The organism is Brevundimonas sp. UBA2416 (assembly GCF_002343105.1).
GTDB lineage: Bacteria > Pseudomonadota > Alphaproteobacteria > Caulobacterales > Caulobacteraceae > Brevundimonas.
On the sequence record NZ_DDRM01000045.1, the window covers coordinates 60140 to 85008 of the forward strand.

Below are 24869 nucleotides of genomic sequence, written 5' to 3' on the forward strand. Positions count from 1 at the left end.
CGGCCCCACCAGCATGCCGTAGCCGCCCGAGCCGCCGACCTCCTTGACCACCAGTTGGTCGAGTTTCGACAGCACCTCCTTCAGCGCCTCCGGCTCACGGCAGCGCCAGGTCGGGACATTCTTCAGGATCGGCTCCTCGCCGGTGAAGAAGCGGATGATCTCCGGCATGTAGGTGTAGACAGCCTTGTCGTCGGCGACGCCGGTCCCGACCGCATTGGCCAGGGTTACGGTTCCGGCCTGATAGGCCGTCATCAGCCCCGGCACGCCGAGCGTTGAGTCCGGCCGGAAGGTCAGGGGATCGAGGAAGTCGTCGTCGATCCGGCGATAGACCACATCGACCTGCTGGCGGCCCTGGGTCGTGCGCATGAAGACCTTGCCGTCATCGACGAACAGGTCACGCCCCTCGACCAGATCCACGCCCAGCTTGTCGGCGAGGAAGGAGTGTTCGTAATAGGCCGAGTTGAACGGCCCCGGCGTCAGCACCACGATGGTCGGATCGGCTCCCGCCGCTTCGGGCGCCGAGGCCCGCAGCGAATGCAGCAGCATATCGGCATAGGTCTCGACCGGCCGGACCGGATAGTCGGCGAACAGGTCGGGGAACAACCGCATCATCATCTCGCGGTTCTCCAGCATGTAGGAGACCCCCGAGGGCGTGCGGCAGTTGTCTTCCAGCACGTAGAAGCCGTCCTCGCCCGTGCGCACCAGATCGACGCCGGCGATATGAACCCAGACGCCGCGCGGCGGGCGGCGGCCCTGCATCTCGGGCACATAGTGGGGATTGGTCAGGATCAGTTCGGCCGGGACGATCCCGGCCTTCAGACATTCCTGCGGGCCATAGACGTCGGCGAGGAAGAGGTTGATCGCGCGAACCCGCTGGGTGAGCCCGGCCTCCAGCCCCGCCCATTCGGCCGCGCCGATGATGCGCGGCACGACGTCGAACGGGATCAGGCGTTCGCTGGATTCCGCGTCGCCATAGACGGCGAAGGTGATCCCCATGCGGCGGAAGAACAGCTCCGCCTGACGCGACCGCGCCTGCAGCAGCCCTTCGGGGGCGTCCGCCAGCCAGCGCGCGAGTCCGCGATAGCTGTCGCGGACTCCACCGCCGTCACCTGACATTTCGTCGAAGGCCATGCTGCTCCCGCTGCAACGATCTTGCAGCGTGGCCCGACAAGCGGCGCTGGCGCAACAGGAATGTTGCGCCGCCGCAAAGGTTCAACGACCACGGATTATCGCGACTGGACCGTGGTTGCTCGTCCGGCGGCCACCGTCACCCTCGCATAGCCCTCGGTCCAGCTGTTCGCGCTCAGGACCTCGCCCGCGCCGACATCCCAGCAGCCGGCGGAGACGGTGAAGGTATAGCTGCCGCCCGGCGGGATGCTGTAGCCCGAGGGCAGGCGGTTCAGGCCGTAGGTGTGGGCGCTGCAGTCCGAGACCAGCACGACGTCAATCGAATTGGTCTGCGAGACATTGCGAACAACAAGCGCGCCCGTGGGTTCGCCCGGCCGGATCAGCTCACCGCCGGTGATCAGCGACGCGCAGCCGCCGAGGCCGCCGGCCAGGCCGATGATGGTCGCCGCAGCGGCGGCGCGAAGAAGCGTTTTCATGGAATGTCCCTCCAGTCCCGCGCGCAGGTCAGCACGCGCGGGGCCGGGCGGGGCCTGTCGATTCCTGACGGATCGAACTCAGGGCGCGCCGGTCGCCGCCGCCCTCGGTCCCGCGTTCTTCAGATACTGGTCCAGCCAGCGGGTCATTTCCCAATGGGTGTGGCCGACCGATTCCCGGGCCCGATAGCCGTGCGCCTCGAGCGGCAGGACGACGTAGCGGACGTTCGCTCCGTTGCCCTTCAGCGCGGCATAGAACCGCTCCGACTGGACCGGGAAGGTGCCCGAGTTGTCGTCCGCCTCGCCGTGAATCAGCAGGATCGGCTCATTGACCCGGTTGGCGTAGGTGAAGGGCGACATCTCCGTATAGGTCTCCGTCGCCTCCCAATAGCTGCGTTGCTCGGCCTGGAAGCCGAACGGCGTCAGGGTCCGGTTATAGGCGCCCGACCGGGCGATGCCGGTGCGGAACAGGTCGGTGTGGGCCAGCAGGTTCGCCGTCATGAAGGCGCCGTAGCTGTGCCCGCCGACGGCGATCCGGTCGCGGTCCGCGACCCCCATCTCGACCACGGCGTTGACCGCCGCCTCCGCGCTGGCGGTCAGTTGCTGGATGTAGGTGTCGTTGGGCTCGGCCCCGTTGACGCCGACGATGGGCATGGAGGGATCGTCCAGCACCGCATAGCCCTGGGTCAGCAGGAACAGATGGCTGATCCCGCCCGGCCGGGTGAAGCGGTTGGCGGTATCGACCACCTGCCCCGCCACGGCGGCGTCGGTGAACTCGGCCGGATAGGCCCACATCACCAGCGGCAGCGGACCGTCACGGTCCTTGTCGTAGCCGGCGGGCAGATAGAGCGTACCGGACAGCTGGACCCCGTCGGCGCGGGTATAGCTGATCAGCTGTCTGGTCACCCCGGCCAGTTGCGGAGCCGGGTCGGGGAAGCTGGTCAGCGCCGTCGCCTGTGCGTCCAGATCGCGGACGAACAGGTTGGGCGGATCGTTGCGGGTCTCGCGCCGCGTCACCAGCTGGCGGCCGTCCTCGTCGAGGATGCCGACCACGCTCTCATAGACCCCGTCTTCCGAGGTCCAGAGACGCTCCGACTGACCGTTCGACAGGTTCATCGCGGCGAGGAAGGGATATTCGCCCGCGCGCGTCGCGCCGGGCCCCGTCATCAGGACGCCCGAGCCGTCGGCCGTGAACCGCATCACCGGGAAGCCGTCGAGGTTGGGCTCGGTGACCGGAAAGCCGGGGTTGTTGTACCGGTCCTGATAGTTCCGCTCCAGCAGAACCCGGCCGGAGCCGGGGTTGGACGGATCGACCACATAGCGGGTCTCGTGCCGGGTATTGAACCAGCGGCTGCCCACCAGGGCGGTGTCCGCGTCGCCCCAGGTCACGCCGGCATAGCGTTCGTTCAGATCGATCAGCGGGGTCGGCGCGCCGCGGAACGGCGCGGCCAGCATGAAGACCCGATCGCGCACCTCCGCCGGCGTGCGCGGATCGCCGCCGTCCTGGGCCTCGGCCCAGACCAGGGTCGAGGGGGCGTCGGAGCGCCACTGGACCGAACGCGGGCCCGGGGGCACGGCGTCGAACGGGGTCGGGACGTTGTCGCGCAGCGGAAGGTCGGCGACGCGGTGGACGACCCCGCCCTGCAGGTCCGTGACCGTCACCTCGGCCGGAAACAGGGCCGCCGGGACCACATAGCTGTAGGGCCGCTTCACCGTCGTCTGCAGGATATGGCGCCCGTCGGGCGACACGCTGGCGCCGAGGTAAACCGCCGGCGCGCCCAGCGTATGGGCCGGGCCCGAAAGGGGGACCAGCGTCAGCTGGGACGTGAAATAGTGGTCGAACAGGGCCTCGTCGCCGGCGTTGGACAACAGGTCCTGATAGGTCCGCGCCGGCGCGGTCCGGCCCAGGCTTTCCTCGACGATCGGGCCTTCGGGCGGACGGCTGACGTCGGGCGCCGGGCCGCGGCCCTCCGGCGTCATCCGAACCAGCAGGCCCGAGCTGTCCGGCAGCCAGTCGAAAGCCCCGCCGGCCGCGGCGTTGACGCGGGCGTCGGTCAGCTTGCGCGCGCGGCCGCTGGCCACATCCACGGTCCAGAGCTCCAGCCCCGTGGGCGCATCCATCAGCAGGGCCACCGAGCGGCCATCGGGCGACCAGCCGGGCGAAACGAAGCGCGCATTGGCCGGCAGGCTGACCGTCCGTGCGGGGCCGCCCTCCACCGCCTGGAAGCTGAGACCTGTCAGCCACGCCACCCGGCTGTTGGCCTGGCCGTTGTTGCGCGGATTGATGCGGTAGCCGGCCAGCCGCAGCATCGGCTCGGCCAGTTCGGCGATGGGCGGCAGATTGGCGCGGTCGAACAGGGCCAGGGTCGTCCGGTCGGGCGACAGGCTGGGCGTCGGGGTCGGTTTGGTGTCGAGAATGTCCGCGATCGGGGCCGGCGGCTGCTGATAGGTGCGGCCTTCCTGCGCCAGGGCGGGTCCGGCCAGCACAGCCAGCAGGACAAAGGCGGGCATGGCCCGACCGAGCAGACGATGACGCATGATCAATTCCCCAAACCGCACACCCTGATGGGCGGCGCACGCTAGGGGGCGGTTGCGGAGTCGGTCAAGGCGCGGTCGACACGGGCTCCTGACTCACGAACCGCGCATCCCGCGCCGCCATCCAGGCCTCGCGGGCGCCCTGCCGGGGCATATCCACGCCGAACACCGCCAGCTCGCCCACCCAGACTTCGGACATCTGCTGGACCGTACCCTGCAGCCATGACGGCGCCTGCTGCCGCGACCAGTTCAGCGGCGAGACGGCGTTGAACACCAGAAGGAAGGCCGTCGCCACGACGATCGTGCGGCTGGTCCAGCGCCGGTCGCGGGCCGCGAGGCCTTCGTCGTCAAGCGGCGGGGCGGGCGGAAAGGCGAACCGCCCCAGCGCCGCCAGCCGGTTCTCGCGCGTCGGCAGGTCGTGGGCGTCGGCGGTCTCGATCCAGTCGCTCGGCGGATCGGCCGGGTTCGGAGGCAGGCTCTCGTACAGCGGCGGAAAGGGCGACTCCGGCCGGTGAACCGGAAACGGCTCCAGCGGGATTTCGGGAGGGTCGCGCTCGTCGGTCATTGTCGTTTCAACGCCTCAGAACTGGAAATAGATGAAGGGGGCCACGCCCTCGGGACGCACCGCCTCGACCAGCAGGATGGCCGCGCCGATCAGCAGGCCCAGCGTCACCGAAGGCGCCGCCTTCAGCCGCTCGGCCACGCCTTCGATGGCGCGCGGCGGCAGCCAGTGCATCGCCAGCCCTCCGACGATCAGCGTCAGCAGCAGCGGCGTCAGCATGACCACCGGCCCCATCCGCCCCAGTCCCTGCAGCATCTGCATGGCCAGATCGAAACTCTCGGCCCGGAACAGGATCCAGCCCAGGCAGACGATGTGGAATGTCACGAAGACGCCGATGATCGTCGGCACGACCTTGCGCTCGCCGAGCGCGGCCCGGAACAGCCGTTCGATCACCTGCACCCCGCCGTGCAAGGCGCCCCAGGCCAGGAAGGTCCAGGCCGCCCCGTGCCACAGCCCGCCGAGCACCATGGTGATGAAGACGTTGATGCAGGACGAGATCAGCCCCTTCCGCCCGCCGCCCAGCGGCACATACAGATAGTCGCGCAGCCAGCTGGACAGGCTGATGTGCCAGCGCCGCCAGAAGCTCTGCATCGAACTGGCGCGGTACGGCTGGTCGAAATTCCGCGGGAAGGAATACCCCAGCAGCGCCGCCAGCCCGATGGCCATGTCGGAATAGGCCGAGAAGTCGCAGTAGATCTGGACCGCATAGCCGTAGGTCGCCGCCGCGATGTCGAAGGCCGAATAGGCCGATGGATCGAAGAACACCGGATCGACCAGGTTCACCGACAGTTCGGACGCGATGACCGTCTTCTTGAACAGGCCCCAGACGATCAGCAGCAATCCATGGGTGGCCATGGCCCGCGTAAGGCGCGGCGCCCGGTCGAACTGCGGCAGCAGGTCCGAGGCCCGCACGATCGGTCCCGCCACCAGATGCGGGAAGAAACTCATCAGCAGCATGACGTCGACGAGGCTCTTCGCCGGCGGCGTCTTCCCGCGATAGACGTCCACGACATAGCTGATGCCCTGGAAGGTGAAGAAGCTGATCCCCACCGGCAGCACGATCTGCAGCAGAGGCAGGTCCCGCTCCCAGCCGAACCGCATCAGCAGGTCGGCGGCCTGTTCGACGAAGAAGCCGTAGTATTTGAAGAAGCCGAGGATCAGCAGGTTGGCGGCGACCCCGAGGCCGACCATCCAGGCCGTGCGGCTGTCCCCTCGCTCCCGCGTCCGCGCGATCAGGGCGCCGATGGCCCAGTTCAGCACCGCCGAGGCGATCAGCAGGGCGACGAACCGCCAGTCCCACTGGGCGTAGAAGAACCAGCTGGCCAGCAGCAGGAACAGCTTGCGCCGCCCGTTCTCGCGATCCAGCGACCAGGCGGTAAAATAGACGAAGAGGAAGAAGACGCCGAAGGCGAGTGTGGGGAACAGCATCTATTCGGCTCCCCCGCGCCGCGCCGCCCAGCCATCATAGGCGGCCATCAGGTCCGCATGGAGCGCGCCGCCGATCCAGTCGGCGCCGGCCGAGCTGAAATGCACCCGGTCACGCAACATGAAGGGCTCGCCCCTCGTCGCCAGCCGATCCGCCGAACAATCGCCGCCCATCCGTCCGTGCCAGTCCCAGAACGCCACACCCATGTCGGCGGCGACCCGGCGTTGCACGTCCCGCACCACCGCGAGCGACGGCGGCGGCGCGCGACGGCCATCGGCGCTGCAGCCGTTCACAACGCCATTGCGAAGCGCGTCGGGCGCCCCGAGGATCATCAGCGAGGCCACCGGGGCCAGCCTGCGCAGCCGCACGATCTGCCCGCGCAGCAGGGCCTCATAGGCCTGTCTGTCGAGCCCGTCGTCAAACCCCTCATTGGTCCCAAAGGCCAGCACGATCAGCGCCGGCCGCCAGTTCGCCAGTTGCAGGGCGACCACCGCCTCGTCCCGCGCCGCCAGGTCCCTCAGCGTCGCGCCGACCACGCCGAGGTTGGAAACAGTGACGCCCGGCCCGACACTGGCGAGGCGAATGTCGTGCAGCGTCAGGACGTCGTCCAACGGCCGCAGCACCACCTCGTCGGGTCGTCCGCTGGCCATCATGTCGGTGCAGGAGCGCTGCCGGCCATGCTCGTTGAAGAACCGCTCGTTCCAGACCTCGTCGTCGGCGCGCATCCAGAGACGGCCCGCGCCCTCGCCGCAGATCGAAACCATATAGAACAGGCTTTCCGACCCCTCGATCCGCAACCTCAACTCGGCACCGGGCGTGACAGTGATCGATTGCACTCCGGTCAGACCGACCGCCGTCCGCGCGTAGCCGGCACGACCCGCGAGCGGGGCAAGCGTCGTTGTCCAGCCGGTTGCAGTCACTTCGACCTGCCTGGGGGCGTAGCCGTCGTAGGGCACGCCCGGCGGCAGGACCCCGCGCCCGCCGTCGCCGAACCGCGCCTGCAGCGCCGCCCTGAGCTGGCCGGTGATGCGGTCGCCCGCCGTGTGGCTGTCGCCGATCTGCAGGATGTGAACCGGCGTTCCGCGACGACCCGCCTCGGTGGCCGCGAGCGCCTCGAACACGCCGTTCAGCGCATCGGGCTGGCACAGGCCGTCCGGACAGACGGAGGCGCCGGGCACCGGCGCATCGGACGGTCCATAGGGCACCTGGGCGGCTGCCGCGGACGCCAGGACAGCCGCGACAAGGGCCCCGGCGAACGCCCTCATGCTCAGGCGGCGGGTGAAACGGGCGGGGCGGCGACCGGGGCCGCCTGCGGGCGATCCAGTCCGGCGTCGCGCTTCAGACGCGCGGCGACCGGGGCGCTCATACGCAGATAGCCCGCCATCGACATGTGGATGCCGTCGCCGGCGCGCATCAGGACGCGACGTCCGCCGTCGGTCGGCAGATAGGCCTCATAGCCGCCCTCGGCGTTCGAGGTGAGGCCGACGGTCTCGATCCAGGGCACGCCCAGCGCCCGCATCCGGGCCTCCACCACGCCGTTGATCAGCATCATCCGGGCATCGAACGTGTCGCGCTTCATGCGCGGCAGGCCGACCCAGTAGACCGCCACATTGCGGCTGCGCAGCAGGGCGACCAGTTCGTCGATCCGCCGGCCATAGGCGGCCTTCCAGCCGTCCGTGCCGAACATGTGCACCGTGCCGCCGGTGTCGATGCCCTGGGCGTCGTTGGTGCCGAACAGCATCACCGCCACATCGACCGGATGCTCATCAAGCTGGGCCTGGGTCCGGGCCTGGATATTCACATAGTCGTAGCGGCTCAGCCCGGTCGAAACCTGCGAGAACTTCCTCACCGAGACATTCGGCTGGTCCTGCAGGTCGCGATAGAGGCCCGCGTACAGGCCGTCGGCCATGGAGTCCCCGAACACGCCGATCCGCAGCGGCCCCTGCGCCAGCCGCGCGCTCAGCGGCGTCACACGGACAATGGCGGGGGCAGGGGCGGGAGCAGCCACGGCGGCGGCGGCGACAGGCGCGGGCGCCAGCGGCGGCGCCGAGGCCGCGGCCTTGTCGCCCAACATGACGGTCGGATTGCGCAGCCACGCCCGGCCGTCCGGCGTCAACGCCAGTCCGGCCAGAACGCCGACCACGAAGATCGCCGTCAAAGCGTTGATGCCAGCGCGCAAGGAGTCCCCCGACTGAACCACGTCCAGTCGAACCTTTTACCCTATCGCTGCGATCTGGCCACCTCGTGCCCGTGTCGCGGGAAGAAAAAGGTTAATCGAGAGGGGTTTAGCCGAACCGGCGCTCGGCCCACCGAGCGCTGAAATAGCCGCCCAGCGCCGATACGGTCGTCAGGGTCGTGCCCCAGGCCAGGTCGATCAGCGTGAGGTGAAGCGACCAGACCTTCAGCGTCGCCTGGTTGGTCAGGTCGTAGGTGGCATAGGCCACGAAACCGAGCACCGCACCGTTGATCGCCGCCCTCTGCCACGCCCCCTGGCGCAGCGCGGGTGCGATGGCCAGGAAAACGGTCCCGAAGATGGAAATGAGATAGAAGGCGACCGCCGCCTGCATGTCGGGCTTTTCGGCAAGGATCGGCCCCAGTACCGGCCTGTAGAGCCGGTCGGTCATATTGGTCAGCCAGACCGCGTCGATGGCCGCGAAGGTCAGGCCGGCGCCGAGATAGCCGACGATGTATTTGATCATGTGTTCAGGTCCTCAAGCTGGCTTCAGCAGATAGTGGGTGACTGCCCAGGTGTTGCCGCCATCGTTGCCGAACAGGCCGGCCGTGGCCAGATAGAAGCGCCGCCAGCGTCGCCGCCACAGGGCCGCATCGGCGCCGTAGGTCTCCCGCATCAGCTCCATCACCCGGTCGCCGTTGGCATCCATATTGGCCAGCCAGTGATCAGCGGTGCGCTGGTAGTTGATCCCGTTCCAGGTCCATTCGCGCTCGACCCGGAACAGGTCCGGAAACTGCCGCATCAGCCCGCGGCTGGGCATCACCCCGCCGGTGAAGAAATGCTGGGCGATGAAGTCGCCGCTGTCGGTGTGGTCGAACCGGTAGGGCGCGTCGCGGTGGGTGAAGATGTGGATGAACATCCGCCCGTCCGGCTTCAGCCAGCCGTGGGCCCGCGTCAGCAGGGCGCGCCAGTTGGCCATATGCTCGAACATCTCGACCGAGACGATCCGGTCGAACCCGCCGCTCGTATCCGGTTTGAAGTCGTTCATGTCGCAGGTGATGACCGTCAGATTGGTCAGGCCCCGCGCCCTGGCCTGGGCCTCGATGTGCCCCCGCTGGCCGTGGCTGTTCGAGACGGCGGTTATGGACGAGTTCGGATAGCGCTCCGCCATCCAAAGGCTCAGCGACCCCCAGCCACAGCCCAGTTCCAGCACCCGCTGGCCGTCCGTCAGGACCGCATGGTCGCAGGTCTCCGCCAGCGCGGCCTCCTCGGCCTGATCCAGCGTCGTGTCGTCGGCCGGATAGAGGCAGCAGGAGTATTTCAGCCGCTTGCCCAGGCAGATTTCGAAGAACTCCGGCGGCAGCTCATAGTGCTGTTCGTTGGCCGCCGCCGTGTGTTCGGCAATGGCCCGCTGCGCCATGTCGCGGGCGAAGGCGGCCTCGTCGTGCGGGCCCTCGCGGTCCAGCCGTTTGCGCGCCTCGCTGACCAGACTGTCGATCGCCGGCCGGGCGATGAAGTCCGGGAACGGCGCATCCTGCAGCCGGCGAATGGCGGCGTTGGCGAGTGACATGGGCGCTCCTGACAGGCCTGACTATCCCGTAGCTACGCCGCAGCGTAGCATTCGGATGACCGGCATCCGCCTCGCCTTGTGCGCCGTATCTCTTCTCAACCAAAGTCGGAGTCGGCATGCCCCCTCATCTCGTCGCGGAGACACCCGCCTCACCCGCCGGCCGGCGCATCGCCGTGGTCGGTTCGGGGATATCGGGTTTGTCCTGCGCCTGGCTGCTGTCGCAGGAGCATGACGTCACCCTGTTCGAGGCCGACGACCGGCTGGGCGGTCATTCCAGCACCGTGGACGCGCCCTCCCCGCATGAGCCCGTGGCGGTCGATACCGGCTTCATCGTCTACAACGAGGCCAACTACCCCAACCTGACCGCCCTGTTCGCGCATCTGAATGTGCCGACCAAGCCGGCCATGATGTCCTTCGCCGTCTCCATCGACGACGGCGCCTTCGAATATTGCAGCCAGGGCCTCGGCGCCCTGTTCGCCCAGAAGCGCAACTACGCCAGTCCCCGGTTCTGGCGCATGATCAGCGACCTGCTCCGGTTCCAGAAACAGGCCCCCCGCGATCTCGCAGCGCTCGAGCGGTCCGGGGAGACGCTGGACGCATATCTGACGCGCAGCGGCTACGGCGCCCTGTTCCGCGAGGCTCATCTGCTGCCCCAGGCGGCCGCCATCTGGTCCTGCACCATGGGGCAGATGGCTGAGTATCCGGCCGCCTCCTTCGTCCGTTTCTACATGAACCACAACCTGCTCAAGGTGGACCTGAGGCCGACCTGGCGGACGGTCGACGGAGGCAGCCGATCCTATGTGACGCGGCTGGCCGAGGCCTTCCGCGGCCGGATCGTGACCAACGCGGGCATAGTCGGCGTGTTGCGTGGACTGGACGGCGCGGCGCTGCGGTTCGACGACGGGCGGCTGGAGAGCTTCGACGCCGTGGTGCTGGCGACCCATTCCGACCAGGCCCTGAAGCTGCTGGAAGCGCCCTCGGCCGAGGACCGTCGGCTGCTCGGCGCCATCGGCTACCGGCCCAACCACGTCATCCTGCACCGTGACACAACCCTGATGCCGAAGCGGCGCAAGGCCTGGGCCGCCTGGACCCATATGGGATACTCCGACCGCGCGGGCGAAGGCGGCGTGACCTACTGGATGAACGAGCTCCAGTCCCTGCCCGGCCCGCCCCTGTTCGTCAGCCTGAACCCGGCCAAGGCCCCGGATCCGGCGCTGGTGATCGGCGAATGGGACTATGAGCATCCCGTGTTCGACGCCGCCGCCGTCGCGGCGCAGTCGGAACTGTGGTCGCTGCAGGGCCGCCGCAATGTCTGGTTCGCCGGGGCATGGTTCGGTTCGGGCTTCCATGAGGACGGACTGCAGGCCGGACTGGCCGTCGCCGAACAGCTCGGCGGCGTGCGCCGGCCCTGGTCGGTCGAGAATGAGAGCGGCCGGATCCATGTCCGTGCGCCTGCCGCCAACCCGGACCGGCTGACCGAGGCGGCGTGAACGCGCATCCCGCCATCGCCTGCTCATCAGCCCTCTATGTCGGCGAGGTCGTCCATCAGCGGTCGCGCACCTTTGACCATCGGCTGCGCTACCGCCTCTGGATGGTGCTGGCCGACCTCGATGAGCTGGACGAGGTTCAGAATCGCCTGCGCCTGCTGGGCCGGGGACGCTTCGGCCTGATCAGCCTGCGATCCTCCGATCACGGCGACCGCTCCGGCCGACCCCTGCGCGCTCAGGTCGAGGCGCATCTGAACGAGGCCGGGATCGACATCGCCGGCGGGCCGATCCGCCTGCTGACCATGCCGCGCATCCTCGGCTACGGCTTCAACCCGATCAGCGTCTTCTTCTGCCACACGCCCGACGGAGCACTGGCGGCCCTGCTCTATGAGGTCACCAACACCTTTCACGAGCGTCACAGCTATCTCGTGGCCGCGCCGGGCGACGAGACGGCTCTGATCCGGCAGACGGTGGACAAGCAGTTCTTCGTCTCGCCCTTCATGGACCGCGACCTGACCTACGACTTCACCGTCCGCCCGCCCGGAGAGGCCGTGTCCGTCGTCGTGGCGGTGCGACGGGGCGATACGCCGATCCTGACGGCCAGCTTCACAGGCCGGCGCAGGCCCCTGACCGACAGCCAGCTGCTCCGCGCCTTCCTGACCCACCCCCTGCTGACGTGGAAGGTCACCTGGGGCATCCACTGGGAAGCGGCGAAGATGATGCTCAAGGGCGCCCGCTATCGCCATCGCGGCGCACCGCCGGCACAGCCGGTGACCGAAGGGTCGGCACGCTAGTCTTGTTTCCAGATTGGGAACGCACTATGTTGGCTGTGTGCGCATCATCGCCAAATCGACGCTGGTGAAATTCTGGTCGGGTTTGCCGAAAGGCAAGCTCGCCGACGCCGCCCGCGTTGCCTTGACGGAATGGCACACCACCGTGTCCGACGCCGACTGGAAGAACTTCAGCGAGGTGAAGGCCACATTCAACAGCGCCGACTATGTCGCGGACGGCAAGATCGTCTTCGATGTGGGTGGCAACAAATATCGCGTCGTCGGTCTGATCGGCTTCAGGACGAGGCGGGTGTTCATTCTCTTCGTCGGCACGCACGCCGACTACGACCGGATCGACGTGGCGAAACTCTAGGAGGCGATGATGGATTTCAGCACCCTGCGGACCCTGCGTGACGAAGCCGAATACGAGGCAGCTCTGGTCGCTGTCCGTCCCTATTTCGACGACGAGCCCGCGGCCGATACACCCGAAGCCGCCAATTTTGACGCTCTGACCTTGCTGATTGAGGACTACGAAGCGCGCTTCTATCCAATAAGTCGTGCGGACCCCGTCTCGGTGGTCAAGTCAGTGATGGCGGCCAACAACTACACCCGCGCAGACCTGATCGAGGTCGTGGGTTCCAAGGCGCGCGCTTCCGACCTGCTGAACGGCCGTCGCGAGATCAACCTCGACCAGATCCGCAAGCTCAACCGCGCCTGGCACATTCCGGCCGCCGCCCTGATTGACGGTCTCGCCGCCTGACCGGGCTATGTGAACGCCTCGGAAGGTGTTTTTTTCCGCCCGGCTTGCCCGTCCCGCGTCCCCACGGTACGGACGGACGAGCGCCGCCAATATTCATCAGGTGGTGAAAATATGAGGAAGCGATGCGGAAGATCTTCCCCGACGCGGCGTCCGCCCTGGAGGGCCTGACCTTCGACGGCATGACCGTCATGTCCGGCGGCTTCGGCCTGTGCGGCATCCCCGAGCATCTGATCGCCGCCCTGCGCGACAGCGGAACCAAGGGCCTGACCGTCATCTCCAACAACGCCGGCGTGGACGGCTTCGGCCTCGGCCAGCTGCTGGAGACCCGCCAGATCGCCAAAATGATCTCGTCCTACGTCGGCGAGAACAAGGAGTTCGAGCGCCAGTATCTGGCCGGCGAGCTGCAGCTGGAGTTCAACCCCCAGGGCACCCTGGCCGAGCGCATCCGCGCCGGCGGCGCGGGCATCCCGGCCTTCTTCACCGCCACCGGCGTCGGCACCCTGGTCGCCGAGGGCAAGGAAGTCCGCAACTTCAACGGCCGCGACTACGTCATGGAGACCGGCCTCGTCGCCGACCTTTCGATCGTCAAGGCCTGGAAGGCCGACGGCCGCGGCAATCTCCAGTTCCGCAAGACCGCCCGCAACTTCAATCCGATGATGGCCACGGCCGGCAAGGTCACCGTCGTCGAGGTCGAGCATATCGTCCCGACCGGCTCGATGGACCCCGACCAGATTCACACGCCCGGCATCTATGTCGACCGCATCGTCCTGACCGAGCCCGAGAAGCGCATCGAGCAACGCACCGTCCGTGCCCGGGAGACCGCATAATGGCCCGCACCCGCGAACAACTCGCCGCCCGCGCCGCCCACGAGCTGCAGGACGGGTTCTATGTGAACCTCGGCATCGGCATCCCGACCCTTGTGGCCAACTACATTCCGCACGGGATGGAGGTCACCCTCCAGTCCGAGAACGGCATGCTGGGCATGGGCCCCTTCCCCTATGAGGACGAGGTCGACGCCGACCTGATCAACGCCGGCAAGCAGACGATCACCGAGATCGCCGAGAGCAGCTATTTCAGCTCGGCCGACAGCTTCGCCATGATCCGCGGCGGCCACATCAACCTGTCCATCCTCGGCGCCATGGAAGTGGCCGAGAACGGCGACATCGCCAACTGGATGATCCCGGGCAAGCTGGTGAAGGGCATGGGCGGCGCCATGGACCTGGTCGCGGGCGTCAAGCGCGTGGTCGTGGTCATGGACCACGCCAACAAGCACGGCCAGTCCAAGGTGCTGAAATCCTGCACCCTGCCGCTCACCGGTACGGGCGTGGTCAGCCGCATCATCACCGACCTCTGCGTCTTCGACGTCAAACCGGACGGAACAGGCCTTGAGCTCATCGAACTGGCCGAGGGCGTCACCCTCGAAGAGGTCGCGAGCAAGACCGAGGCGACCTATACAGTCGCGCCCGGCGTCGGCTGACCGGCCTCAGGCGCTCGCGTACAGCTTGGCGATCGCGAGGCGCCGCCCCGCCCGTCATACAACCGGGACAACCTGTACCGTTGCCGTCCGGCTCAAGTCGTAGTCATACTGTCCCACCGGTCGCAGAACCGGAGGGGTGGAGTACGAGTGATGGCTGACGGCGCCTATCGCTGGCAGGGAAATTGGCCTGCGCCTGACGCCGCGCGCGTCGCCGAAATCGACGCGGCCTGGGACGACGCCCAGGTCGAAGCCTTCGCGGAACCCGCCCGTGCCGCGGCGGTGGAGCGTATCGAACGCGCACTGGCCGCCGCCCGAACCGGTGATCTGACCGAGGCTTCGGCCCAGCTGGCGCATGCCCGTTCGGTGCTGGACGGTCTGGACCCCGGCGCGTTGGAGCCGCGCCGTGGGCTCGCTGGCCTGTTCGACAGCCGGGGCGGACGGCTCAAACGCTTCCGCGAAACCTGGAGCCGCGCCGCCGCCGGCCTGACCGAGACCGCGAAGGACCTGACCGGCCGTATCGAAGGCGCCGGGCAGCGCTCCGGGGCGCTCGACCAGGCCTGGATAGAGATCCGCGACGCGCTCGCCGACCTCGACGCGCACCTCGCCGCCGCCGCCCCCCGGCTGGCGGGCCATACCCCGACCGAGGGCGAGGCGCCGCACCCCCTGGCCGCGCGCCGCGCCACGCTGGACGCCTGCCGGGCCGCCGCCCTGCAGTCCCTGCCCCTGATCCGCAGCGCCCAGAACGCTGACGCCCGGGCCGCCGAGGCGCTCAAGGCCTGCGCCGACGGCGTGGCGGCCTGGCGCGATGACTGGAAAGAGGCGCTGGGTCTGTCGGGCAAGCGCCCGAAATCGGTCCGTCCCGATCGCGACCGCATGGCCCGCGTCCGGGATGACCTCAAGGGCCGGATCGACCGTGCGGTCGTCGAGCTGACCGCGTCGCGCAGCCGCCGCGCCGACGTCGAGAGCCGGATGGCGGAGTTGCGCAGACCGCTCTGATTCAGGCCGCTCTGACTCAGCCGGCGCTGGCGTCCGTCCAGGCGACGATCTGTGTATTCAGGTCGCGCGTCGCGGTGTCGAAGGCCTCGACGATGGCGGAGACCCGGTTGGCCGTCGCCGGCTGCTCCACGGTGAACACGCGCTCGGCCGCCACCGTCCGTTCCGGCAAGGCCAGCAGACGGGCGCGGGCCGTGACCACAATGGTCGGCGTCATGCCCGGCGCGTCATAGCGGGCCTCAAACGAGCGGATGTCGATATCGAGCGACCGCTGGCCCCGCGTCAGCTCGCGCGGACCGATCAGACGCACCCGCGTCGCCTGGGCGGCGAAGGCGTTCTCGATGCTCTCCATATAGAGGTCCGCCGCCGGCGAGACCCAACGGGCCCCGGCGATATAGGCGGCCTCGGTCCCGGTGACTCCCAGCAACTTGTCTCCCTCGACGGCTTCCGGGAATTCGACCCGGCGCAGCGTGACCTGAACCGGGCTGGCGGTCGCGGCGGCCGAGGTGGCGGCGACGCCGCCCCCGAACCGGTAGGTCTGCACCGGATCGGGCGTCGACAGCAGGGCGCAGGCCGAAAGCGCCATCATGGCCACGATCGCCGCGATCGGGCGGATCAGCGAGAAGCGGGTCAAGGTTGGACCTCCAGTTCCTTGGTCGGCGGGCGGCTGATGAAATCGCGAGGGCTGGACCGGACTTCATCGATCAGGCCTTCCAGCGACCGGGTCGCGTCCTCCAGCCCCTGGATCGACTGCTGCAGTTGCGGCAGACCCGTGGTGGCGAACTCGTTCAGCGGCCCTTCGACATTGGTGGCGGTGCGGTTGATCGAAGCCACCGCCGCCCTCGCCTCTTCGGCCGCGGCGTTGATATTGGCCACGGCCTCGCGCCCGTCGCCTTCAATGATCCGGCGGCTGCTGACGGCCAGAGCCTCGAACTCGGCCACCGCCGAATTGGCCTTGGTCAGGGCCTGTTCCAGCTGTTCCAGCATGCCCTTGCGGGCTTCGAGCTCGGTGGACAGGCTCTCGATGTTCTTCAGGCTGGTGGAGAAGGACCGGACGTTGTCGTCCGACAGCACCCGGTTGATCCGGTTCAGCGCATCGACGGTCTGCGCCAACACGGTGCCCGAGCCGCTGAGCAGCTCGGCGATCGGCGACGGCTGGCTCTGGATCACCGGCACCACATTGGCGGGATACTGTTCCTTCAGATTGGCGCTCTGCGGATTGCCGGCGGTGATCTGGATATAGTTCAGGCCGGTGATGCCCTGCGGCTCCAGCTGGGCGCGCGAGGTGACGCGGACCGGCGTGGTTGCGTCGACGCGGATGCGGGCGATGACCTGATCACCCTTTTCCGGGTCCAGGTTCAGGTCCGTGACCTCGCCGACGCGGATGCCGTTGAAATGCACCTCGCCGCCCTCTGAAAGGCCGCGCACGGGGCCGTAGAAGACGATGTCATAGACGTCGTAGTCATTGTTGAACTGCAGTCGGGCCAGCCAGATCACGAACACAGCCAGCGCCGCCATCAGGGCGATGGTGGCGATGCCGACGGCGGCGTAGTGGGCGTCTCGTTCCATCTCGTCCGCTCTCCTCAGGCGGCCTTGTCTGCGGCCCGGCCACGCGGGCCGAGGAAGTATTCCCTGATCCAGGGGTGGTCTGAACGCTCCAGCTCCTGAACCGTCGCCTTGGCGACGATGTGTTTGTCGGCCACCACCGCAACCTTGTCGGTGATGGCATACAGGCTGTCGAGGTCGTGGGTTATCATGAACACCGTCAGACCCAGGTCATCCGAAAGCTGACGGATGAGGGCGTCGAAGGCCGCGGCGCCGATCGGGTCCAGCCCCGCCGTAGGCTCATCAAGAAACAGCAGCTCGGGGTCCAGCGCCAGCGCCCGGGCCAGTCCGACCCGCTTGCGCATGCCGCCGGACAGCTCGGCGGGCTTCAGATGATGGGACTCGGGCTTCAACCCGACCATGGCGATCTTCATCTCGGCGAGTTCGCGGATCACGTCCGCGGACAGGCCGGTGTGCTCGACCAGGGGCGAGGCGACATTGTCGATGACGCTCAACGACGAGAACAGGGCGCCCTGCTGGAACAGGATGCCTGTCCGCCGCTGGACATCCGCCTCGTCCTCCTCGGTCATGGTGGCGCGATCATAGCCAAGGATGCTGACCGTGCCGCCCTCGGGCTCCTTCAGGCCGATGATCGAGTTCAGGAGCACGGTCTTGCCGGTACCCGACCCGCCGACCACGCCCATCACCTCGCCGCGCTCCAGCGTCAGGTCGAGGTCCTGATGAATGACCCGCTCGCCGAACTGGCTCAGCAGACCGCGAACCTCGATCAGATTTTCCGGGGCTGTAGCCGGACCCGCCGGCGTCGTCGCGGCGGTCACAGGTTCAGCTCCAGGAAGATCATGGCGAACACGGCGTCCAGGAAGATGATGGCGAATATGGCCTGCACCACCGCGGCCGTGACCCGCCGGCCCAGGCTCTCGACATCGCCCGCGACCGCCATCCCCTGCCGGCAGCCGATGGCGGCGATGACAACCGCGAATACGGGCGCCTTGATCATCCCCACCATCAGGTGGGTTCCCATCTTCGGATCCTCGCTGACGCGCTGGATGAAAAAGGACGGGCCGTAGCTCAGCTCGGCCCAGGTCACCAGCATGCCGCCGAGCATGCCCGCCACCATACCGATGAAGGTCAGGAGTGGCATCATCAGCACCATGGCCGCGAGCCGCGGTATGACCAGCGCCTGGAAGGGGTTCACCCCCATCACCTGCATGGCGTCGACTTCCTGATTCATCCGCATCGAGCCGATTTCGGCGGCGAACGACGAGGAGGAACGGCCCGCAAGCAGGATCGCCGTAATCAGGACAGCCAGCTCACGCAGGGTCGCCACCGCCACCAGCTGCACGGTGTAGACCCCGGCGCCGAACTGGGTCAGCAGATTGGCCCCCAGGTAGGCGATGACCGCGCCGATGAAGAAATTGGTCGTGGCGACGATCGGTATGGCGTCCAGCCCGGCGCGCTCGACCTGACTGAACCAGGCGGCCCAGCGAATTCGTCCGGGCCGCAGGGCCGACCCGGCGGCGACCACGAGGCGGCCGAGGAAGGCCATCGACAGGGTCGCTTCGTCGAAAATGTCGTGAACGCCGCGACCGACCTTGCCGAAGGTCCGCACCCAGCCGGGAGACCGGCGTGGAGGGCCGGCGCTTTCGCGCTCCAGCTTCTCGACCATGGCATAGGTGCGCCCGGCCTCGGGGCGCTGGGTCCAGGCTGTTGGGGGCAGGACGCAGTTGGCGGCCTGAACGATCGCCAGGGCGCCCGCCGTGTCGAACCGGCCCATATCGGTCAGATCGACCGCATCGACGCACCGATCCTGAAGCTCATCGTCAAGACGACGGGATATCCGGCCCAATTCGGTCGCGGTCCAGTCGCCAGTCAGCCGGAGCGTCAGCCCCGGCCCGCCGTCCTCGATCTGGAAATCCGCTGCGGCCATGCCCCTACCTAGATCGCCCTGTCCGTTTTGCCTACGCCGGCCAAACGGCAAAGCTGGGGCAGACATCAGAACGCCGCCCGGTCGTATTCGTTCAGCCACGGTCTCGGATGTTTCGGGTCAGATCAAGGCCCGGGCGCGAGACAGGTCTTCAACGAAGCGGCGGCGTTCAGCGGATCGCGCCGCCTCTTCCGGCAAGCGCAGAAGGTAGGAGGGGTGCACGGTCGTCACGATCCTCGCGCCATCGGGCTGCGCCAGCACCTGACCGCGCGCCTGCGCCACGGTGATCTTCCGGTTCAGCACGCCCAGAGCCGCGGTCGCGCCGAGGGTCACGATCACCTTCGGCCTCACCAGCCGTCGCTCCGCGTCCAGCCACCAGCGGCAGGCGCTGATCTCGCTGACCAGCGGGGTCCTGTGGATGCGCCGCTTGCCCCGCGGCTCGTGCTTGAAATGCTTCACCGCATTGGTGACGAAGGCGTCTTCGCGGTCGATGCCCGCCTCGACCAGCGCATCGTTCAGCACCTGACCCGCCGGACCGACGAAGGGCCGGCCCGCCAGATCCTCCTGATCGCCCGGCTGTTCGCCGACGATCATCAGCCGCGACTGCTTCGCCCCGGATCCGCAAACGCCCTGGGTTGCGTCGCGCCACAGCGGGCATCGGCGGCAGGTCTGAACCGCCTGTCCGAGCTCTTCGAGCGATGACGGGACAAAGCCTTGGTCGAAAGCATGGTCGCGATTAATCCGGGAAAGCGTCTTCGTGAGCCGGAGATTGGGTTCCGAGGCCGGCGCCGCGACCATGGTCTCGGTTCGGGTGGATGACTGCGCCGTCAGCTCCCGGATCAGGGCCGCCTCGGGCAGGTTTTGCCAGTATCGTTTGGGCATTTCGCCCTGCATGGTCTTCAGCTTCAGCCGGGCCGGATTGAACGTCGAGGCGTAGTAGGTCTTCCAGAAGTCCTCGACCTCGTCCTCGCCCGGAGCCATGTCCCGGGTCGCCGGCGGGCCGAACGCCAACGCGTCCCCGTCCCATGACGCTGTCCCGTCGGGCGTCAGGATCGTCCAGATCATGTTGGGGAAGCGGCGGGTGAAGAATGGAGCCGTTCGTTCCAGCACCCTGTGGGCGGGTTCGAACCACGCCCCCCACCGCTCGCCATCGGCCGCATCAATCCGCCGAAAGCGCACGAAGGCCTTCATCTTGTGGCTGGCGCGGCTGACGTTTTTCGCGCGTTCCATGGCGTCGGCCACGTCGACGTCGGTGACAACGCGGATCAGATCGGGTTCGACCTGCAGTCGCCAGAGCAGCCGGTACAGCAGGTCGAACCGGTCCTCCGACCGGTGCAGGATCACCGACTGCGCCAGATCGACGAAGGCGCGCGGTGTGTGGAAGCCGGCGTCCGGCGGGGCCGGCGGCAGCCCGTCGTCGAACAGGCCCGGCCCGCTCCCCCCGACCCGGAAAGCCGCCTCGACCGGCGGAACGCCCGCCAGCCTCAACGCCCGCGCGCCGACTCGCCAGCCGTCGAAATCAGTCTCCCCGGCGAGCGTCGCGACACGCATTCAGAACAGGCTCAACTGAACCGGTTGGACGACCGGGGTCATCCGCGCGCGCAGATCTGCCGCGTCGGTCAACCCTCCCGGCGTCCAGTCCAGCGCGGTTATAAAGGGCCGGACCTTGTCCATACCCCGGCAAAGTCGCCCGATGTCTTCAAGCCTCAGGGTGCGCCAGCGGCGGACCTGAAGGATGCGGTTTACCGACTTCACCCCCAGCCCCGGCACCCGCAGCAGCATCTCGCGCGCGCCCGTGTTCACATCGACCGGAAACTGGGCCCGACTGTTGAGCGCCCAGGCCAGTTTGGGATCGATGGCGAGGTCCAGCATGCCGTCATTGGCGGCGTCGCCGATCTCGCCCGGCGAAAAGCCGTAGAAGCGCATCAGCCAGTCGGCCTGGTACAGACGATGTTCGCGCATCAGCGGCGGCTTCGACAGCGGCAGGGCGCTGGATGCATCCGGGATCGGACTGAAGGCTGAATAATAGACCCGGCGGAGGCCATAGCCGGCGTAGAGCGAGGCGCTGCGGTCGACGATCTCGGTATCCGACGCGCCGTCCGCGCCGATGATCAGCTGGGTGCTCTGACCCGCGGGCGCGAATTTCGGAGGTTTGGCCCGGTCCTTTTTCGCGGGACGCGCCGCCTCGACCTTCAAGCGCACCCGGCCCATCGCCTGTTTGATGACCCCAACGTCCTTCTGCGGCGCCAGCCGCTTCAGCGCCTCGTCCCGCGGCAGCTCGATATTGGCCGACAGCCGGTCCGCGTAGAGACCCGCCTCCTCGACCAGCAGGGGATCGGCCTCCGGGATCAGCTTCAGATGGATATAGCCGCGGAAGTCGTGCTCTTCCCTGAGCTTCTTCGCGACCAGTACCAGCTGTTCCATGGTGTAGTCGCCTGAGCGGATGATGCCCGAGGACAGGAACAGGCCCTCAATGTAGTTCCGCCTGTAGAAATTCAGCGTCAGCTCGACGATCTCATCGACGCTGAACCGTGCGCGTTGGACGTTCGAGGACGCCCGGTTGATGCAATAGACGCAGTCGTAGATGCAGAAATTGGTCAGCAGGATCTTGAGCAAGGACACGCAGCGGCCGTCCGGCGTGTAAGCATGGCAGATCCCCATTCCCTCGGTGGACCCGACGCCCTTGCCGCCGATCGAGTCTCGTTTCGATGTCCCCGACGACGCGCAGGAAGCATCATATTTGGCGGCGTCCGCGAGGACGGCGAGCTTGCTGCGCAGATCGAGAACGGCCATTCGTTCACTTTATGTTCTCGCCGGTGCGCGTGTCGAGCGTGGCAATAAGATATTTGCCTCATCAGCTCAGATAGTTGAGGAGCGAGACCTGTCGCAGTTGGCTGATCACCTGGGCCGAGGCCTGGATGGCGACCTGAGACAGCTGAAGGTCGGTGATCGCCTTCGCCATATCGGCATCGGTGCGTCCCGCCACCAGTTCATCCAGGGCGGCCTTCTGCGCCTCGTGACCGTTGGCGATGCTCTCGACCTGTTTGGCCAGGGAACCCGTCCTGGCCATCTTGTCGACGACAGCCGTTCCCGCCAGTTCCAGCCGGTTCAACTGCGTTGCAAGGAACGCCTTCTGCGGCTCGCTGAGCCGACCGTCGAGAGGTCCGGATCCCGGCGTGGTGTGGAAGGTCTGGATGTCCCTCAGGATGCTGAGAATGTCCGTACCCAGTTCGTCGGCGAGAAACCCCGTCTCCAGCGTCGTACCCTCGGCCACGCGGCTGGCCGCCTTCAGGGTGTCATTGCTGAACAGGGAGGCCACATCGGGGGCCGCCGCCAGCTCGGACAGGTTGGCCGCAACCACGGGCGTGGTCGACGTCGAGGCCCCGGCGAACAGATAGCCGCCGTGGTGGCGGGTGTTCAGTCCACCCCGTGCGGTCTGGAAATGACCGTCGAGCTCCAGAAACAGCAACGCGCCGGAATCGCTGGAAATCGCGCTTCCCAGCGCATCCCGGACGCCGGTGATGGCGTCCTTGATCTGACCCATGGCCAGATCCTGGGTCGTCAGGCGCGCGGACACAGCCTCGCTGGTGTCGATAAACCCCTGAATCCGGCTTTGCGCGCCCTTCATGGCGGTCAGCGTCTGGGACTGTCGGCCGAAACCGGTCAGATCGGTGGCGTTTTTCTGGGTTGCGACCCGTTCCTGGGCGTCCGCCGCCCGGGTCTGGGCGTTCATCAGGTCCAGCAGGGCCGACTGATAGTTTCCGAAGGTGGCGACGCGGGTCATCAGACCATCCCCATCAGCGTATCGTACATGTCCTTGGCGGCCTGGATGAGCCGGGCCGAGGCATTGAAGGCCTGCTGATAGGTCGTCATCAACACCAGTTCCTCGTCCAGATTGACGCCTTCATGCGCCGTCTGGCGGGCCGCGGTTTCCGTATAGAGGGCGTTTGCCGTCTCCATCCGGTTCCTGGCCGCGGCCGCCTTGCCGCCGATCTCGCCCGACAGCTCCGCGGCATAGCGGGAGACCGAGATCGATCCGCCGGACGATCCCCCCGCGGCCTGAAAATTCGCCGCCCGCTCTCCCGCGTCGGCGAGGACGAGGGCACCGCGACCGTCCCCGACGCTCAGGGCCGCCGTCCCGACAGCGGCTGACAGATTCAGCTGCGCCAGGGCCAGTCTGGAGGGGCTTTGCCGAATGTCTGCACGCAGGGAGAAGCCGTCAGCCCGCGAAGCACGCACGCCGCCGGCGATGCCGAACAGTTCGGTCACGGACACGCCCGAAGGAACCTGGGTCGTCCGATCCTCAAGGACGCTCATCGTCGGCGGCGGGTTGCCGTAGCCGGTGAACGACAGCGAACCGTCGGCGGCAAGCGAGAAGGAGCCGAAGCGGCCGATCCCGGCGCCGGGGTCGTTCAGCGCGGCGACCAGGTCGCCGACGGTCGCGCCCGCCGGCACGGCGACCTGCAGGTCGCGGAGGCGCGAACCGGTTTCACCGGTGAAGCGGAATGTCAGGGTCTCGCCGGCGGTGAAGCCGTGCGGCGAGGCGGCGGTCAGGCCGTTGTCGTAGAAGGCCGGCCTGTCCGACGACACCAGGTCGTTGAGACCGAAATAGTGCGAGAAGCTCCGGCCTGCCTTGGCGGACGGGCCCGCTGCGTCATCTGCGACAGCCACGCCATTGGCGCCGGTCGCCGCAATGGTCAGCCTGCCGTCAGTGAAACTGGCCGTCGCGGCGCCGCCGAGCTGGGCGTTCAGAACCGTCAGGAAGGTCGCCGGCGTCGCAGCGGCGCCGTTCACCGTCATCGTCCCGCCCGAGAAGACGATGTCGGCCCGTGTCTGGATGATACCGGCCGCATTGGTCACGGCGACGGTTGTTTGACCCGTGAAGCCCGCGATCGCGCTCTCGAACGACTGGCCCACATTGCGACCGGTCAGGCTGGTCGGCGCTGGCACCGCGGAGTTGGCGTTGTGGGCGCGGTTCAGCTGGTCGGCTGCATGGGCGACCAGTTCGGCCAGCCGCTCCGCCGCCGCAGGCGCCTCGATATCGCGCAGTTCAACCAGGCCCTTGATCTCGCCCGACGTCACGCTGTCGAGCAGGGACCGCATCTGTCCGCCGGGCTCGGTGACCCAGATTTCGTTGAAGGCCGTTTCGCCGGTGATCGTCCCCGCGCGGTTGTAGCCGAGGACCGCCGCGCCCTGACCGGCCAGAAGCGTCCCCGATCCGGTCCGGATCGACACCCCGCCGACGGGCCGCACAGCCACCCGGATGTCCATCAGTTCCGCCAGCTGACCGATCAGGGCCGACTGGGCGGTCTCCGCGCCCGAGGCGTCGCCATCGACCGCCGTGGCGCGCGCGATCTCGAGGTTCAGGCCCTCGATCTGTTCAAGCAGGCTGTTGGCCCGTTCGACGGCGCTCTGGATCCGGCTGTCGGCATCTTCACGAACCGCCTGGATCTGGCCGGCGATCCGGCTGGCCTCATCAAACAGCGCCTGGGTCCTGAACAGGGCGTCCTGGCGTCGAGGCGAAGATGTCGGATCCTCGGCGCTGGCCGCGAAGGCCGAGAAGACGGCGTCGACCTGCGAGAAAAACCCCGCGTCGCCACCCGGGTCTCCGAACAGCGACTGGATACGATCGTACAGTTCATGGCGCACGCCCATGCGCGCGGACTCCGCCCCCGCATTCAGGCTGGCCGCCTGAAGGAACCGGTCCGTGGCCAGACGAATGCGCGCGACCTCGACGCCGGAACCCAGGCCCTGGCTGGTCAGGGTCCGCTGTTCCGCGATCTTGCGGACATAGCCGGGCGTGTTGACGTTGGAGACGTTGTCCGAAACGACGCGCAGCTGGGTCTGGGCGGTCTGGAGACCCGAACTCGCGGTGTTCATGATGGCGTTCAGGGACATCCGAAGGCCTCCAAAGACGCGGCGCCCGGCAAGCCCTGCCAGCCGACGCGCGCTTTTTGCCCGGCGTCGCGCGAAGGCGGGCCGTGCAAGCTACTGAAATTACGCGCTCTTGCGTTTCGCGCCTGGG

The 24869-nt window shown here is 67.7% G+C and carries 24 protein-coding genes; 7 read left to right on the forward strand and 17 right to left on the reverse strand.

What is annotated here, in order from left to right:
- From B3E43_RS14710 to B3E43_RS14750, 9 genes are all read right to left on the reverse strand, one after another.
- The coding region (locus tag B3E43_RS14710) for a circularly permuted type 2 ATP-grasp protein (RefSeq protein ID WP_292030812.1) at positions 1-1131 on the reverse strand (1131 nt) is incomplete at its 3' end.
- A 95-nt stretch (positions 1132-1226) separates the two neighbouring features.
- Positions 1227-1604, reverse strand: a complete 378-nt coding sequence (locus B3E43_RS14715) for a hypothetical protein (RefSeq protein ID WP_292030816.1) — start codon at positions 1602-1604, stop codon at positions 1227-1229.
- 78 nt (positions 1605-1682) lie between these two features.
- Positions 1683-4139 (reverse strand): alpha/beta hydrolase family protein, encoded by a 2457-nt coding sequence (locus B3E43_RS14720; protein WP_292030818.1) that lies wholly within the window; start codon positions 4137-4139, stop codon positions 1683-1685.
- 64 nt (positions 4140-4203) lie between these two features.
- Entirely contained in the window at positions 4204-4701 is a 498-nt protein-coding gene (locus B3E43_RS14725) for a hypothetical protein (protein WP_292030821.1), read from the reverse strand.
- Positions 4702-4716: 15 nt separating this feature from the next.
- Positions 4717-6126, reverse strand: coding sequence for an MBOAT family O-acyltransferase (locus tag B3E43_RS14730; RefSeq protein ID WP_292030822.1), 1410 nt, complete (start codon positions 6124-6126; stop codon positions 4717-4719).
- Positions 6127-7389 (reverse strand): GDSL-type esterase/lipase family protein, encoded by a 1263-nt coding sequence (locus B3E43_RS14735; protein ID WP_292030823.1) that lies wholly within the window; start codon positions 7387-7389, stop codon positions 6127-6129.
- Positions 7390-7391: 2 nt separating this feature from the next.
- Positions 7392-8303 carry a DUF459 domain-containing protein gene (locus tag B3E43_RS14740; RefSeq protein WP_292030824.1) on the reverse strand — a complete coding sequence of 304 codons (912 nt, stop codon included), beginning with the start codon at positions 8301-8303 and terminating at the stop codon, positions 7392-7394.
- A gap of 106 nt (positions 8304-8409) precedes the next feature.
- A complete protein-coding gene (locus B3E43_RS14745; protein ID WP_292030825.1) occupies positions 8410-8823 on the reverse strand; it encodes a DUF2177 family protein in 414 nt (137 codons plus the stop codon).
- Positions 8824-8835: 12 nt separating this feature from the next.
- Complete coding sequence (locus B3E43_RS14750; RefSeq protein ID WP_292030826.1) at positions 8836-9867, reverse strand: SAM-dependent methyltransferase; 1032 nt, start codon at positions 9865-9867, stop codon at positions 8836-8838.
- 116 nt (positions 9868-9983) lie between these two features.
- On the opposite strand from B3E43_RS14750, the gene B3E43_RS14755 reads away from it, so the two are divergent.
- The 7 genes from B3E43_RS14755 to B3E43_RS14785 all read left to right on the forward strand — a co-directional run bounded on the left by B3E43_RS14755 (position 9984) and on the right by B3E43_RS14785 (position 15357).
- Entirely contained in the window at positions 9984-11357 is a 1374-nt protein-coding gene (locus B3E43_RS14755; RefSeq protein ID WP_292030828.1) for an NAD(P)/FAD-dependent oxidoreductase, read from the forward strand.
- Positions 11354-12148: a DUF1365 domain-containing protein gene (locus B3E43_RS14760; protein ID WP_292030830.1), complete on the forward strand. Its 795-nt coding sequence runs from the start codon at positions 11354-11356 to the stop codon at positions 12146-12148. Before B3E43_RS14755 ends, B3E43_RS14760 begins: the two co-directional genes overlap by 4 nt.
- A 37-nt stretch (positions 12149-12185) precedes the next feature.
- Complete coding sequence (locus tag B3E43_RS14765) at positions 12186-12497, forward strand: type II toxin-antitoxin system HigB family toxin (protein ID WP_292030831.1); 312 nt, start codon at positions 12186-12188, stop codon at positions 12495-12497.
- Between the two features lie 9 nt (positions 12498-12506).
- On the forward strand, positions 12507-12884 hold the full coding sequence (locus B3E43_RS14770; RefSeq protein ID WP_292030832.1) for a helix-turn-helix domain-containing protein: 378 nt from the start codon (positions 12507-12509) through the stop codon (positions 12882-12884).
- Positions 12885-13006: 122 nt separating this feature from the next.
- Positions 13007-13711, forward strand: a complete 705-nt coding sequence (locus B3E43_RS14775; RefSeq protein ID WP_292030833.1) for a CoA transferase subunit A — start codon at positions 13007-13009, stop codon at positions 13709-13711.
- On the forward strand, positions 13711-14361 hold the full coding sequence (locus tag B3E43_RS14780; RefSeq protein ID WP_292030835.1) for a 3-oxoacid CoA-transferase subunit B: 651 nt from the start codon (positions 13711-13713) through the stop codon (positions 14359-14361). Before B3E43_RS14775 ends, B3E43_RS14780 begins: the two co-directional genes overlap by 1 nt.
- Positions 14362-14511: 150 nt before the next feature.
- On the forward strand, positions 14512-15357 hold the full coding sequence (locus tag B3E43_RS14785) for a hypothetical protein (RefSeq protein ID WP_292030838.1): 846 nt from the start codon (positions 14512-14514) through the stop codon (positions 15355-15357).
- Positions 15358-15373: 16 nt separating this feature from the next.
- Here the strand turns inward: B3E43_RS14785 and B3E43_RS14790 are convergent, their stop codons facing one another.
- From B3E43_RS14790 to flgK, 8 genes are all read right to left on the reverse strand, one after another.
- Positions 15374-15988 (reverse strand): ABC-type transport auxiliary lipoprotein family protein, encoded by a 615-nt coding sequence (locus B3E43_RS14790; protein WP_292030840.1) that lies wholly within the window; start codon positions 15986-15988, stop codon positions 15374-15376.
- Positions 15985-16923 carry an MlaD family protein gene (locus B3E43_RS14795; RefSeq protein WP_292030842.1) on the reverse strand — a complete coding sequence of 313 codons (939 nt, stop codon included), beginning with the start codon at positions 16921-16923 and terminating at the stop codon, positions 15985-15987. The genes B3E43_RS14790 and B3E43_RS14795 overlap by 4 nt, the downstream gene beginning before the upstream one ends.
- A 14-nt stretch (positions 16924-16937) precedes the next feature.
- Positions 16938-17738 (reverse strand): ABC transporter ATP-binding protein, encoded by an 801-nt coding sequence (locus B3E43_RS14800; protein ID WP_292030844.1) that lies wholly within the window; start codon positions 17736-17738, stop codon positions 16938-16940.
- Complete coding sequence (locus tag B3E43_RS14805) at positions 17735-18847, reverse strand: MlaE family ABC transporter permease (protein ID WP_292030846.1); 1113 nt, start codon at positions 18845-18847, stop codon at positions 17735-17737. Before B3E43_RS14805 ends, B3E43_RS14800 begins: the two co-directional genes overlap by 4 nt.
- A 117-nt stretch (positions 18848-18964) precedes the next feature.
- Complete coding sequence (locus tag B3E43_RS14810; RefSeq protein ID WP_292030848.1) at positions 18965-20395, reverse strand: UdgX family uracil-DNA binding protein; 1431 nt, start codon at positions 20393-20395, stop codon at positions 18965-18967.
- Complete coding sequence (locus tag B3E43_RS14815; RefSeq protein WP_292030849.1) at positions 20396-21637, reverse strand: putative DNA modification/repair radical SAM protein; 1242 nt, start codon at positions 21635-21637, stop codon at positions 20396-20398.
- A gap of 61 nt (positions 21638-21698) precedes the next feature.
- Positions 21699-22628 carry a flagellin gene (locus B3E43_RS14820; protein WP_292030850.1) on the reverse strand — a complete coding sequence of 310 codons (930 nt, stop codon included), beginning with the start codon at positions 22626-22628 and terminating at the stop codon, positions 21699-21701.
- Complete coding sequence (gene flgK / locus B3E43_RS14825; RefSeq protein WP_292030851.1) at positions 22628-24742, reverse strand: flagellar hook-associated protein FlgK; 2115 nt, start codon at positions 24740-24742, stop codon at positions 22628-22630. Before flgK ends, B3E43_RS14820 begins: the two co-directional genes overlap by 1 nt.
- Between the last annotated feature and the right edge of the window lie 127 nt (positions 24743-24869).